The sequence below is a fragment of the Ruegeria sp. D3 genome, from assembly GCF_056534465.1.
The window spans coordinates 34,161-47,824 of record NZ_JBQFPK010000011.1 but is presented as its reverse complement, the minus strand read 5'-3'; the positions used below and the strand labels follow the sequence as shown (position 1 = coordinate 47,824).

The 13,664-nt window shown below is 57.6% G+C and carries 15 protein-coding genes; 6 read left to right on the top strand and 9 right to left on the bottom strand.

The annotated features are described in order from the left end of the window. Positions 1–66: 66 nt before the first annotated feature. On the top strand, positions 67–408 hold the full coding sequence (locus ACR0DX_RS16215) for a DOPA 4,5-dioxygenase family protein (protein WP_170356086.1): 342 nt from the start codon (positions 67–69) through the stop codon (positions 406–408). Here ACR0DX_RS16215 and ACR0DX_RS16210 read toward each other — a convergent pair. Next, positions 405–2,033 carry an acyl-CoA synthetase gene (locus ACR0DX_RS16210; protein WP_170724724.1) on the bottom strand — a complete coding sequence of 543 codons (1,629 nt, stop codon included), beginning with the start codon at positions 2,031–2,033 and terminating at the stop codon, positions 405–407. The two genes, ACR0DX_RS16215 and ACR0DX_RS16210, sit on opposite strands and share 4 nt — an antisense overlap. A gap of 217 nt (positions 2,034–2,250) precedes the next feature. On the opposite strand from ACR0DX_RS16210, the gene ACR0DX_RS16205 reads away from it, so the two are divergent. Next, positions 2,251–3,642: an aminotransferase class III-fold pyridoxal phosphate-dependent enzyme gene (locus tag ACR0DX_RS16205; RefSeq protein WP_170356084.1), complete on the top strand. Its 1,392-nt coding sequence runs from the start codon at positions 2,251–2,253 to the stop codon at positions 3,640–3,642. A 185-nt stretch (positions 3,643–3,827) separates the two neighbouring features. Beyond that, positions 3,828–4,517 (top strand): hypothetical protein, encoded by a 690-nt coding sequence (locus ACR0DX_RS16200; protein WP_480846728.1) that lies wholly within the window; start codon positions 3,828–3,830, stop codon positions 4,515–4,517. A 197-nt stretch (positions 4,518–4,714) separates the two neighbouring features. Here ACR0DX_RS16200 and rplT read toward each other — a convergent pair whose 3' ends face one another. From rplT to pyk, 5 genes are all read right to left on the bottom strand, one after another. Next, positions 4,715–5,080, bottom strand: a complete 366-nt coding sequence (gene rplT, locus ACR0DX_RS16195; RefSeq protein WP_008756009.1) for a 50S ribosomal protein L20 — start codon at positions 5,078–5,080, stop codon at positions 4,715–4,717. A gap of 14 nt (positions 5,081–5,094) precedes the next feature. Then, positions 5,095–5,295, bottom strand: coding sequence for a 50S ribosomal protein L35 (gene rpmI / locus ACR0DX_RS16190; RefSeq protein ID WP_010443552.1), 201 nt, complete (start codon positions 5,293–5,295; stop codon positions 5,095–5,097). Between the two features lie 180 nt (positions 5,296–5,475). Then, entirely contained in the window at positions 5,476–7,026 is a 1,551-nt protein-coding gene (locus tag ACR0DX_RS16185) for an alanine/glycine:cation symporter family protein (protein WP_170356082.1), read from the bottom strand. 14 nt (positions 7,027–7,040) lie between these two features. Next, complete coding sequence (locus ACR0DX_RS16180; RefSeq protein ID WP_170356081.1) at positions 7,041–7,478, bottom strand: universal stress protein; 438 nt, start codon at positions 7,476–7,478, stop codon at positions 7,041–7,043. 211 nt (positions 7,479–7,689) lie between these two features. Then, a complete protein-coding gene (gene pyk, locus ACR0DX_RS16175; protein ID WP_170356080.1) occupies positions 7,690–9,135 on the bottom strand; it encodes a pyruvate kinase in 1,446 nt (481 codons plus the stop codon). Between the two features lie 133 nt (positions 9,136–9,268). Between pyk and ACR0DX_RS16170 the strand changes: the two genes are divergently transcribed. The 3 genes from ACR0DX_RS16170 (at position 9,269) to ACR0DX_RS16160 (ending at position 10,693) form a co-directional block, all read left to right on the top strand. Further along, positions 9,269–10,006 carry an N-formylglutamate amidohydrolase gene (locus ACR0DX_RS16170; protein WP_170356079.1) on the top strand — a complete coding sequence of 246 codons (738 nt, stop codon included), beginning with the start codon at positions 9,269–9,271 and terminating at the stop codon, positions 10,004–10,006. A gap of 59 nt (positions 10,007–10,065) precedes the next feature. Further along, the gene (locus ACR0DX_RS16165; protein ID WP_170356078.1) at positions 10,066–10,305 is read left to right on the top strand and encodes a DUF6868 family protein; all 240 of its coding nucleotides are present in this window, start codon (positions 10,066–10,068) and stop codon (positions 10,303–10,305) included. A 73-nt stretch (positions 10,306–10,378) separates the two neighbouring features. Continuing rightward, positions 10,379–10,693, top strand: a complete 315-nt coding sequence (locus tag ACR0DX_RS16160) for a DUF1244 domain-containing protein (protein ID WP_170356077.1) — start codon at positions 10,379–10,381, stop codon at positions 10,691–10,693. A gap of 43 nt (positions 10,694–10,736) precedes the next feature. Here the strand turns inward: ACR0DX_RS16160 and ACR0DX_RS16155 are convergent, their stop codons facing one another. The 3 genes from ACR0DX_RS16155 to dgcN all read right to left on the bottom strand — a co-directional run bounded on the left by ACR0DX_RS16155 (position 10,737) and on the right by dgcN (position 13,637). Next, entirely contained in the window at positions 10,737–11,597 is an 861-nt protein-coding gene (locus tag ACR0DX_RS16155; RefSeq protein ID WP_480846724.1) for a D-amino-acid transaminase, read from the bottom strand. Positions 11,598–11,607: 10 nt separating this feature from the next. Beyond that, positions 11,608–12,573, bottom strand: a complete 966-nt coding sequence (gene dgcA, locus ACR0DX_RS16150; RefSeq protein ID WP_170356075.1) for an N-acetyl-D-Glu racemase DgcA — start codon at positions 12,571–12,573, stop codon at positions 11,608–11,610. Positions 12,574–12,635: 62 nt separating this feature from the next. Continuing rightward, positions 12,636–13,637: an N-acetyltransferase DgcN gene (gene dgcN / locus ACR0DX_RS16145; protein ID WP_170356074.1), complete on the bottom strand. Its 1,002-nt coding sequence runs from the start codon at positions 13,635–13,637 to the stop codon at positions 12,636–12,638. Positions 13,638–13,664: the final 27 nt, after the last annotated feature.

The window sequence follows — 13,664 nt, the reverse complement described above, 5'->3', positions numbered from 1 at the left end:
TGCGCACGTTAGTAGGAAATAGAACCGCGGTGGCATAAAGTCTTCTCAGCAAGAATGGAGGCCCCTATGCCCGAGATCACCGGCTATCACGCCCATGTCTATTTCGATGCTGATACTCAAACAATCGCGCAACAGCTTTGCCAAGAAGCAGGTCGCCTGTTCCCTGTTGAGATAGGCCGGATGCACGCCAAAATTGTCGGCCCGCATCCGCGTTGGAGTTGCCAATTGGCATTTGCCCCGGACGCCTTCGATCAGGTCATTCCGTGGCTGATGCTGAACCGGCAAGGATTGACCATCTTTACGCATCCCGAAACCGGTCAGCATCTTGAGGACCATCGGGATCGCGCCATCTGGATGGGCGAGACGCTGAAGCTGGACCTGTCGATCTTTGACCGAATGGGTGCTTAGCCCAGCGCTTTAGCCTGATCCCGCAGCTTGAACTTTTGGACCTTGCCGGTCGACGTCTTGGGCAGCGGCCCGAACACCACCGTCTTGGGCGCTTTGAAATGGGCCATGTGATCGCGACAGAATGCAATGATGTCTGCGTCACTCGTCTGCGCGCCGGGCTTGAGTTCGACAAATGCACAGGGCGTCTCGCCCCATTTATCATCGGGCCGGGCGACCACGGCAGCCTCCATCACGGCGGGGTGTTTATACAGGATATCTTCCACTTCGACCGATGAAATGTTCTCGCCCCCCGAGATGATGATGTCTTTGGACCGGTCTTTGAGCGCAATGTAGCCATCGGGGTGCATCACCCCCAGATCGCCCGAGGCGAACCATCCGCCGTTGAACGCCTTGTCGGTCGCATCTGGGTTCTTGAGGTACCCCTTCATCACGACATTGCCCTGCATGAATATCTCGCCCATGGTCTCGCCATCGGCGGGCACAGGGGCCAGCGTTTCAGGGTCGGCTACCATCAGCCCGGACAAAGCCGTGTACCGCACACCCTGCCGTACCTTCAACGCAGCGCGTTCGTCTGCATCTCTAGTGTTCCACTCGTCTTTCCAAGCGCAGACAACCGAAGGGCCGTATGTCTCGGTCAGCCCATAGACATGGGTGACCTCGATCCCCATCCCTTCCATATTCGCGATAACTGCCGCAGGTGGCGGAGCACCAGCGGTCATCACTTTGATCTGGTGGTCGAAATCCTTGAGGTGATCCGGCGCGTTCGCCAGCATGTTCAGAACGATCGGCGCGCCGCAGAAATGCGTGACCTTTTCATCGCGGAAAGCAGCATAGATCGGCTCGTCCCGCACAGCGCGCAAGCAAACCGAAACCCCCGCATTCGCCGCCATCGCCCACGGAAAACACCAACCGTTGCAGTGAAACATTGGCAAGGTCCACAGATAGACCGAGTGTTTGGGCATATCCCAATCCAACAGATCAGACTGCGCGTTCAGCATCGCACCCCTGTGATGGTACACAACACCCTTGGGATTGCCCGTTGTACCCGACGTATAGTTCAGGGTGATTGCGTTCCATTCGTCATCTGGCAAAGACCACGCGAACTCTGGGTCGCCTTCAGCAAGCAGCGCGTCATAGGTCAGCGCCCCAAGCTTTTCACCGCCCTCAAAGCTGTCATCTTCTATGTCGATCAGCAGTACGTCGTGATCGACCTGTTTCAACGCCTCTTTGACGACGCCCGAGAATTCTGGGTCAACCAGCAGGGCCTTGGACTCTGCGTGATTCAAGATAAACGCGATGATCGGTGCATCCAGTCGCGTGTTGATGGCGTTCAGCACCGCCCCGGACATTGGGACACCGAAATGCGCCTCGTACATTTCGGGGATGTTGGCGGCGATGATCGAGACGGTGTCGCCCTTGCCGATCCCGCGCGCGGCTAAAGCGCCAGCCATTTGGCGGGACCGGGTATATGTCTCGGCCCATGTGTACCGGCGCGCGCCGTAAACAACGGACGGATAGTCGGGATAAATCTGCGCGGTCCGCTCTATGAAACTTAGCGGCGACAAGGGCGTATAATTTGCCCGGTTCCTATCCAGGTGACGCTCATAGATATTGGCTTCGGTCATCGTTTGCCCCTCCCTTATTGCACGGGACTTGATCACAATCCCGCAGGCAAGACAAATTCGTAGAAATACGCGCACAGTCATGGACTGGCGATACGCGATGATGCAATCTGGCCCTATCTACGGATGGCCATTCGCGGTGATCTGAGCCATCAAGAACACACAGGCCGGGACCCAGTTCCCGCACCTTGCGCACCCATACTTTGTGAAAGGACATGTCATGGACGGCACGTTCAACGAAAACGATCTTTCCCGCGTGGTCGAAGCCGACCGCGCCCATATCTGGCACCACCTGATCCAGCACAAACCCTTTGAAACCAATGATCCGCGCATCATTGTCGAAGGCAAAGGCATGCGCGTTTGGGACCAGAACGGCAAGGAACATCTGGATGCCGTATCCGGCGGGGTCTGGACGGTCAACGTGGGCTATGGCCGCGAATCGATCTGCAAGGCGGTCTACGACCAGCTGATGAAGCTGTGTTACTTCGCCAACTCGGCCGGGTCGATTCCGGGCTCGATCTTTGCGGAAAAGCTGATCAGCAAGATGCCGGGGATGAGCCGCGTTTACTACATGAACTCAGGCTCTGAGGCGAATGAGAAAGCCTTTAAGATGGTCCGCCAGATCGCCCACAAGAAATACGGCGGCAAGAAGACCAAGATTCTTTACCGCGATCGCGACTACCACGGCTCGACCCTCGCGGCGATGTCGGCGGGTGGTCAGGATGAGCGTAACGCGCAATACGGCCCCTTCGCGCCGGATTTTGTGCGCGTGCCGCACTGCATGGAATACCGCAAGCACGAGCTGGACGGCGCCCCCGAAGAGAATTTCGGCGAATGGGCTGCTGATCAGATCGAAGAGGTCATCGTCCGCGAAGGCCCCGATACTGTCGGTGCACTGTGCCTCGAACCCGTGACCGCTGGCGGTGGTGTGATTGAGGCCCCCGAAGGCTATTGGCAGCGCGTGCAGGAGATTTGCGACAAGTACGACATCCTGCTGCATATCGACGAAGTTGTCTGCGGTGTTGGCCGCACCGGCACATGGTTTGGTTATCAGCAATATGGTGTGAAGCCCGACTTTGTGACCATGGCCAAGGGCGTCGCCTCGGGTTACGCCGCCATCGCTTGCATGGTCACCACCGAGGAAATCTTTGACATGTTCAAAGACAATGCAGACGACCCGATGAACTATTTCCGCGACATCTCTACCTTCGGCGGCTGCACTGCAGGCCCGGCGGCGGCGATCGAGAACATGCGGATCATCGAAGATGAAAACCTGCTGCAAAACTGCACCGACATGGGCGCGCGCATGATGGGTAACCTGCAAGAGCTGATGGAAAAGCACAAAGTCATCGGCGACGTGCGCGGCAAGGGCCTGTTCCTTGGTGCTGAGCTGGTCTCGGACCGCGCAAGCCGCGAGCCGGTCAACGAAAAGATGGCACAAGCGGTTGTGGCCGACTGCATGGCGCAGGGCGTAATCATCGGTGTGACCAATCGCTCGGTCCCGGGCAAGAACAACACGCTGTGCTTCTCACCCGCGCTGATTGCCACTCCGGACGATATTGACCAAATCACCGACGCGGTGGACGGCGCGCTGGGGCGGGTGTTCGGGTAAGTCACCTCAATGAACCTATTAAAACCGGCGCGGAACGCGTCGGTTTTTTCTATTGAATAGCAGTTAAATAGATAAAGCTGCGATTGGAGTTCAGGAAGCGGACAACTACCTCCTGAATGTAGCGATTGTTTCTTGTCACGTATATGCTAACACTTCAGGGACCAACGGTTTGAAAATCAAGTACGATGATCTCTACCACCTCTATTTCGCTTTTTAGATATGTTCCCGACCGATATGCCAGTGCTTTCTTAGATGGACAACTTAGATTTGGAAGTTTGTCCTACTATCAAAACATTGAGGATAGATCCCGTCGAGATGTTAATGAGGGGCGCCATGTCGATCGCCCAGGCGGCGGTGTGAAGATAAAGAATCTTTCAACGGGATTTGAAGTGACTGGTGATTTTTCTTTCCACAACAGAGTTAAGCACCCTGATCGTATTTTCTGTCTGTGCTTTTCGAAGTCCATCAGTAAAGATCATCTGGTCCATTTTGAAGGAGCGCAACAATGCATCAAAATTGATCACCCGAATGAGTTTTTGCGAAGAATGCGAAAGGCTTTGCCCAAATACGGTAGTACAAAACCCATTGATAGCCGTGGGATTATCGCCAATGACGTTCACTACTACAGCGAAAGAGAACCCGCACCGCTCGATATCAAAGATCCTTATAGTCTTCCATTTATGAAGGAGAGCAAGTTCGCAATTGAGAATGAATACCGATTTGTATTTGGTCGCAAGGGCGCCTTTGAATTGGTACAGCAAATCACCACGCCCCAATTTGACATTGAAGCCGAAGTGGCTGAATTATCAGGTGAATTTTCTCAACTCCAGATTGGCGATATCCGCGACATAGCTAGAGTTATCGCATTAGAATAGATGAACTGGGCTGGGCCAAATAGCACTCGCCGTTTACGGTGATGTAGGGCAATGTGAACTTTCAGAGTTTGACATCACAAATGCTATTATTGCAGCCCTCGTCAATTTGAGTTCCAATTCCACAACTTGAAATCATAAAACAAAAAAAGCCGCCCCAAGCGGGACGGCCTTTCATTCACTGTCTCTGTATCAGAGGATCAGGCAGCCAGAGCGGCCTGAGCTTTGGCGACGATCGCGCCGAACGCTTCCGGTTCGTGCACGGCCAGGTCGGCCAGAACTTTGCGGTCCACTTCGATACCGGCCAGGTTCAGGCCGTTGATGAAGCGGGAATAGGTCAGAGCCTCGTCATGCGAACGGACAGCAGCGTTGATACGCTGGATCCACAGCGCGCGGAAGTTGCGCTTGCGGTTCTTGCGGTCGCGGGTTGCATACTGGTTGGCCTTGTCGACGGCCTGACGGGCAACCTTGAAGGTGCTCTTGCGGCGGCCATAGTAACCTTTGGCGGCCTTGATAACCTTCTTGTGACGGGCGTGAGTTACGGTTCCACCTTTAACGCGGGACATGTTGGTATCTCCTCTTAGCGGTCGTAGGGCATGTAGCCCTTGACGATCTTGGCGTCGGGGGCGGACAGGGTGGTGTTGCCACGGGCGTCGCGGATGAACTTTTTGGTCCGCTTGATCATGCCGTGCCGTTTGCCGGCCTGGCCAGCAAGGACCTTACCGGTCGCAGTCACCTTAAAGCGCTTCTTGGCGCTCGACTTGGTCTTCATCTTAGGCATTTCCGTCTCCTTCCAGGGTTCGGTTTCAGACGCGACTCGGCATGCCATCTCGGCCGGTCACGCAACAGATGCGCCGTTTACGCAAGTTCGATCATACTGGCAAGGGGGTTTGGACCAGAATCTGCGGATTCTGCAACTGGTCAGGAACCGGGGCGACGCAGACCGCCCCGGTGAAATGATTTAGTGGCCAAATTTGCGGATTTCGCCGCTTTTCAGCCGGGCCGCATAGCTCGCCAGCTCTTCGCGCACGACCTTCATCAGGAAATACAGCGCAAAGACGTTCACAACCGCCATGGCAAAGATCGCCGCGTCCGAGAAATCGATGACCGGACCAAGGTTGGCCGCCGCACCGATCACCACGAACACACAGAAGATGATCTTGAAGATCAGCTCTTTGGTATGACCCTCGCCAAACAGATAGGTCCAGGCCTTAAGGCCGTAATAGGACCAGCTGATCATGGTCGAGAAGGCGAACAGAACCACCGCGATGGCCAACACGAACGGGAACCAGCCAAAGGCGCTGCCAAAGGCCGCCGAGGTCAGGCTGACGCCCGAATTGCCGTCAACGGTTGCGATACCGTTGCCCGCTTCGTTCAGCACGTACAGGCCAGTTGCCGGATCAACGATCAGCTGTTGGGTGATGATGATTACCAGCGCTGTCATGGTACAGATCACAACCGTGTCGATGAACGGCTCCAGCAGGGACACGAACCCTTCGGTGATCGGCTCGCTGGTTTTCACCGCCGAGTGCGCGATCGCAGCCGAGCCCACGCCCGCTTCGTTCGAGAATGCCGCACGACGGAAGCCTTGAATCAGCGCACCGACCATACCGCCAGCAACGCCGAGGCCGGTGAAGGCGCCTGCGAAAATCTGACCAAAGGCCCACCCGATCTGATCCGCATGCATGATGATAATGACCAGAGCGGCCAGAACATACATGACACCCATAAACGGCACGACTTTTTCGGTCACACGCGCAATGGACTTCAGGCCACCCACGATCACAGCGAATACGATACCCGCAAAGACCAAACCGGTGATCCAGCCGGGATAATCTCCGACGATGCCCGCAATCTGCTGGTGCGCCTGGTTGGCCTGGAACATGTTGCCCCCGCCCAGCGCGCCAAGGATACAGAAGATCGAAAACAGAACCGCCAGAATCTTGCCACCTGGCAGGCCCAGTTCAGCAAAGCCCTTGGACATGTAATACATCGGGCCACCCGACACGGTGCCGTCGTCGTATTCATTTCGGTATTTCACGCCCAGCGTACATTCTGTGAATTTCGAGGCCATGCCCAGAAGGCCCGCCATGATCATCCAGAAAGTCGCGCCCGGCCCGCCGATCCCGATGGCCACGGCCACACCGGCAATGTTGCCCAGACCGACCGTACCCGAAAGCGCAGTCGCCAGAGCCTGAAAGTGGCTGACTTCGCCGGCGTCATTCGGGTCGGAATAATCGCCTTTGACTAGGCTGATCGCGTGCCCGAAGAAACGGAACTGCACAAAGGCGAAATACACTGAAAAGACCGTCGCGGCGACAACCAGCCACCCCACGATCCATGGGAAACCAGTGCCGGGAAACGGCGCGAAGATAAAGCTGACGAACGGGCCGGTAAAATCGGCAAAAGCCTGATTGATCTTGTCGTCCAGACCGGCTGCCTCTTGCGCCATCGCAGGGCTGGCACCCAGCATCGCGGCGGCGGCCAGCGCCGTTTTCTGATAAATATTCATTTTCATCGCTCCCCTCAGTTCACGACCGTGACCGGCACATCGGCATGCATGACCAGATTCTGGGTCGAACTGCCGAACAGCCGTTTCTTGAACCCATCCGCCGAGGCGCGCCCGACGATGATCTGGGTGCCACCGTTTTCCACCGTGATAGCGTTCAGCGTTTCGGCCACGTCGCCGTGGCGCACGATGCCCTGGGCCGTGAACCCGCCCGAGGTCAAAGCATCAACCGCAGGCGTAACGATGCGCGAAGTCGCCAATGCAACTTCTTCTTCGCGCCGCTTGTGTCGCTGGGCGTTTTCTTCCGGTGTCTGAAAGGTAAAAGGGGACCATTCGATGACGTAAACCACAAGTAATTCACACGTTCCGATCCGCTCAGCCAGGTCTTTGGCAAAGGCAATCGCGCGCTCTCCGGTTTCTGTCCCGTCCAGTCCGATGACAATCTTGGTTGTCATGACGTTTCTCCAATATTGTTGATTATACCGGGGCCCGTGCCCCCGGGCGGGCAGCCGGAGTCTGGAACGAATTCAATAGACTACCCGTGAAAATCAGTATCCGAGAAAAACAGCGAAAAACAGAGGGGAAACTGCAGATTGCCCTCAAATTTCACCTATATATATGTTTTTAAAGTGTATATTTTGCCTATTTATTGAGCAATGCAGGTCCTCAACCCGGATCTGTGTTGTAAATCAAACGCTCATCACAGGGCGCGATACGTAGGATATTGGTGGTGCCCGGCACATTAAACGGCACACCAGCAGTCACCACGATCTGATCAGTTTCAGCGGCAAAGCCCCCAGCACGAGCTGCACGGGCTGCATTCACAACCGCGCCCTTGAAACGCTCCAGCTCGGGCGTCATCACACAATGGCACCCCCAGCTCAGGCATAGTCGCCGCGCAGTGCCGGTGGCCGGGGTCATGGCGATAATCGGCACTTCGGGCCTTTCTCGGGCAGTCAGCAAAGCAGTAGTCCCGCTTTGGGTGAAGCAGCAGATCGCCTTGATATCAGTCTTTTCTGCAATCTCGCGCGCAGCGGCAACGATCCCATCGGCGATCGTTGTCCCCTTGGCCGTACGAGACGAGGCAATAATCTGGCCATATGTCGGGTCCGCCTCGACCTCGATGGCGACCTTGTTCATTGTCTGCACGGCTTCGACCGGGTAGGAACCCGCAGCCGACTCGGCACTGAGCATGATAGCATCGGTGCCCTCATAGATCGCGGTTGCCACGTCCGAAACCTCGGCCCGCGTGGGCATTGGACTTTCAATCATGCTTTCCAGCATCTGCGTCGCGACAATCACCGGTTTGGCCGCGCCCCGGCACTTGCGCACCAGACGTTTCTGGATCGGCGGCACGGCCGAAACCGGCAGTTCAACCCCCAGATCGCCACGCGCCACCATGATCCCGTCAGACGCATCCAGAATGTCGTCAAATGCCTCGACCGCAGCGGGCTTTTCGATCTTGGACAGGATCGCCGCCCGACCATCGGCCAGCGCGCGCGCCTCAAAAACGTCCTTGGCGCGCTGCACGAAGCTCAGCGCCAGCCAGTCGACACCCAATTGGCAAACAAATTCCAGATCGTCGCGGTCCTTGGCCGATAGGGCCGCCAACGGCAGCACCACATCAGGCACATTTACGCCTTTGCGGTTAGAGATCGTGCCACCCACCTCAACGGTACAATTGGCGAAATCCTGACCGCACTCCTGCACGATCAGGCGGATTTTACCGTCATTGACAAGCAGGCGTGCGCCGGGTTCCAACGCGGCGAAAATCTCGGGATGCGGCAGGCAAACGCGATTGATGTCCCCGGCCTCTGGGTCAAGGTCCAGCCGGAACGCCGCCCCCTCTTCCAATTCCTCAGAGTCGTTGGCAAAGACGCCGACACGCAGTTTCGGTCCCTGCAAATCGGCCAGAATGGCAATCGGGCTGTCCAGATCCTTTTCAACCTGACGGATAATCCGGTGCCGCTCGCGGATTTCATCATGACTACCGTGGCTCATGTTCAAGCGGAACACATCGGCCCCAGCCTCGTGCAGGGCTCGGATCATGTCATAGTCATTCGACGCCGGACCCAGCGTCGCCACGATTTTCACATTTCTCAGGCGTCGCATTGTTGGTGCTCTCCTCACGTATTCCCTGGGCGTCGCGCAAATGTTACCGCAAACATTGCTTCAAGCTGCTTATTGCGCAATTCCCTTTTATTAGCAACTGCCCTACACCTGCGACGAACCAGATGACAGGCTTATGACGTATTCTCCGTTTTTTATCCACGGCGCAGATCGCCCTTCGCGTTGGCTGATCACATGTGACCACGCTACCAACACCGTCCCACACGACATCAACGGCGGAGACCTCGGCCTGCCGCGCGAGGATATGGAGCGTCACATCGCCTATGACGTGGGGGCGTACGAGGTCTCGAAACATCTTGGGGAAATCCTGAACGCGCCTGTAGTGGCGGCCAATTTCTCGCGTCTGGTGATCGACCCGAACCGGGGCGAGGATGACCCGACCCTACTGATGAAGCTGTATGATGGGTCGATCATCCCCGGCAATCGTCACGCCGACGCGGCCGAGCGGGAACGGCGGCTGAACATGTGTTATCGCCCCTATCACAATGCTTTGGCCGAGCTGGCGGCCTTACCCCATGCGGTGATTGTGTCCATGCACTCCTTTACCCGACAGCTGCGGGGGCGCGACCCCCGCCCGTGGCATGTGGGCGTGCTGCACACCCCGGACGAGCGTTTTGCGCGCCCGCTGATCACCCGGTTGCAGGCAGAGGACGACCTGTGCGTCGGCGTAAACGAACCTTATACCGGTGTCCTGCCCGGAGATGCCATCGACAAGCACTGCACCGCCTTTGGTCGCCCCAATGCCCTGATCGAGCTGCGCAATGATCTGATCGCCGATCACGCTGGACAACGGGCTTGGGCGGAACGTTTGGCGGTGGTTCTACAGGACGCGCTGGATACCAGCGACCTTTGACCACACCTCATTGTGAGGATACCACCTGATCCCCATATATTCGTCGAAAGGGGATCGCCATGACCCAGGAATTCGCAACCTCTGTGTTTGGCTGGATGGCCGCGCTGAACATCGCAGTGCTGTTGTTCACAACATTAATGGTCCTACTGCTGCAGGAGCAGATTGCCGGCATTCACAGCAAGTTATTCCAGATGGAGCGGTCGGAAGTGAAACGAGCGTATTTCCGGTATCTGGCCAACTACAAGATCCTTACATTGATTTTTTGTATCGTACCTTGGCTGGCCATGAAACTGGCCTGACATCCTGTTTGTTGAAACATCGCCTCCTGGCCGCTAGGTCAAGGACAACGATACTGTCATCCGGAGTCAGCACATGGACAAGCAAACCGAAATCGAACTTCAGGCCGCAGCCTTCCGCCGGTTGCAAAAGCACCTGATGGAAGACCGCACCGACGTGCAGAACATCGACATGATGAATCTGGCCGGGTTCTGCCGCAACTGCCTGTCGCGCTGGTATCAGGAAGCGGCTAATGAAAAGGGCATCGAGATGGGCAAGGACGAAGCCCGTCAAATTTTCTACGGCATGACCATGGATGAGTGGAAAGCCAATTATCAGACCGAAGCCAGCCCCGAAAAACAGGCCGCCTTCGAGGTCGCCTTTAACGAAAACGTCACCAAAAAAGGTTGAACGCTGAAATCAAAAAGGCCCGCCGGTTTGGCGAGCCTTTTGCTTAGATCGCCGCCTTGCGGCTTTCATCCAGATAAATCTCACGCAGACGCTTGGCAATCGGCCCTGGCGTGGCATCGCCTAGTGCGACGCCGTCAATCTCGACTACCGGCATGACAAAGGCGCTGGCCGAGGTGGTGAACGCTTCATCCGCCTCTTTCGCCTCATCGATCGTAAACAGGCGTTCTTCGACTTCCATCTGCGCCTCGGCAGCCATACGCAACACGGCCTTGCGGGTGATCCCATGCAAGATGTCGTTGGACAGCGGGCGGGTCACGATCTTGCCGTCCTTTACGAAATAGGCGTTGTTACTGGTGCCTTCGGTGACATAGCCATCCTCAATCATCCACGCATCATCGCATCCGGCGGCCTTGGCCATCATCTTGCCCATCGACGGGTACAGCAACTGCACTGTCTTGATATCACGGCGGCCCCAGCGAATGTCATCAATCGAGATGATCTTGGCGCCCTTCTGCGCCGCCGGGCTGTCGGCCAATCCTGGCTTGTTCTGGGTGAACAGAACCAGCGTCGGCTTGGTATCGGCCGCAGGGAACACGAAATCCCGGTCCCCGTCGCTGCCACGCGAGACCTGCAGGTAGATCAGACCTTCTTCGATCCCGTTCAGCTCGACCAGTTTGCGGTGAATCTCCAGCAGGTCTTCCTTGCTGCAAGGTTCGGCCATCTGCAGCTCGTCCAGCGAGCGTTTCAGACGCACAGCGTGGCCGTCAAAGTCGATCAGCTTGCCGTCCAGCACGCTGGTCACCTCATAAACGGCATCGGCCATCAGGAAACCACGGTCAAAGATCGAGACCTTGGCCTCGGTCTCGGGCAGATACTCTCCGTTCACGTAAACGGTGCGGGTCATGTCACTCTCCTCAGCCCCAGAGCGCCGCTTTTGGCGGATGCACTCCGGCGTCATCAAAAATCAGCGGGTTGGTGCGGTCTTCGGCCAGAAGAAGCGGGCCGTCAAGGTCCGTTACCATCGCACCCTGCGCCAACAAGGTCGCAGGGGCCATTGCAAGCGAGCTCCCGACCATGCAACCGACCATGACCTTGTAGCCCTCGGCCAGCGCCTGTTCGCGCAATGCCAAAGCCTCGGTCAGGCCTCCGGTTTTGTCGAGCTTGATGTTGACAACGTCGTATTTGCACTTGAGGCCGGGCAAGCTGGAGCGATCATGACAGGACTCGTCGGCACAAACGGGCACCGGGCGCTCCATCCCGATCAGCGCGTCATCTTCACCGGCAGGCAGAGGCTGCTCAACCAGCGCCACACCCAATCGCACAAGATGCGGGGCAAGGTCGGCATAAACGGCGGCCGACCAACCCTCATTCGCATCGACGATGATCTGCGCCTTCGGCGCGCCCGCGCGCACAGCTTCAAGCCGGGGCATGTCGTCCGGTGTGCCCAGCTTGATCTTGAGAAGCGGACGATGCGCATTGGCGGCAGCTTGCGCCTGCATCGCCTCGGGCGTGTCCAGCGACAGAGTATAGGCAGTGATCTCGGGGCCCGGCACCGGCAGACCGGCCAAGTCCCACGCCCGTTTGCCCGCACGCTTGCATTCCAGATCCCACAGCGCGCAGTCCACAGCGTTTCGAGCCGCCCCAGCGGGCAGCAGGTCCATAAGCGATTGCCGGGTGATGTCTGCAGGCAGACCCGCGATCTCGGCTTCAACCGACTCCAGCGTTTCATCATAGCGCGCGTAGGGCACGCATTCTCCCCAGCCCTGATGCACCCCGTCCGATATCCGAACGGTCAGCACCTTGGCCTCGGTCCGCGACCCCCGCGAGATGGTGAACACCTGCGCCAACCGAAACACATCCCGCGAAACGTCTATCCGCATCAAAAATCTTTCCCCTGCAGTAGTGACCAAGATTTTTCGACGAAAACCTTGGTCCGACCGTGTTACAGCGCCGCCAGCGCGTCAACCAGCTTACCCGCACCAAAGCGGTACGGGTCGGTTGCGGGCAAGCCCATCTCGGCCTCAACCTCGGCGATATAGGCACGCGCGTCGTCTTCGCTTAGGTTCTGGGTGTTAATCGACACACCGACAACCCGACAGGCCGGGTTGGCGATCCGCGCCAGCGGCAGCGCCGCGTCACGCAGCTCCGGCAGCGACGGCAGGGAATATTCGGGCAAGCCACGCATGTGCGTCCGCGTAGGCTCGTGGCACAGGATCAGCGCATCGGGCTGACCGCCGTGGATCAGCGCCATGGTCACACCGGAATAGGACACATGATACAGTGACCCCTGCCCTTCGATGTGATCCCAGTGACCGGCGTCATTTTCGGGCGTCAGGTATTCGACCGCCCCGGCCATGAAATCGGCCACGACCGCGTCGAGCGGAACCCCCTGCCCGGTGATCAGAATGCCCGTCTGCCCCGTGGCGCGGAAAGTGGATTTCATGCCCCGCTTGCGCATCTCGGCATCCATCGACATGGCGGTGTACATCTTGCCTGCCGAACAATCGGTCCCCACGGCCAGACACCGCTTGCCGCTGCGCTTTTTACCATTGGCAATCGGATAGCCAACAGTCGGCACACGCACGTCGTGCAGCGTGCAGCCATGGGTTTGCGCCGCGGCCACCAGATCGCCCTCATCGCGCAACAGGTTATGTAGGCCAGAGGCCAGATCAAACCCCATCTCGAGCGCCTCGATCAGCACTTTCTTCCACGCCGCACTGATCACGCCGCCCCGGTTGGCAACGCCAATGACCAGCGTTTTCGCCCCAGCAGCTTTGGCCTCGGCCAGAGTCAGGTCGGTCATGCCCAGATCGGCCTTGCAACCCTCCATCCGGTACTGGCCCACGGCGTTCTCGGGACGCCAGTCCCGGATGCCGATGGCGACTTTCGCGGCCAACTGGTCGGGCGCATCGCCCAAAAACAACAGATACGGTGTCTCGATCATTGCGGTGCACTCCTTTGATTCCGACGC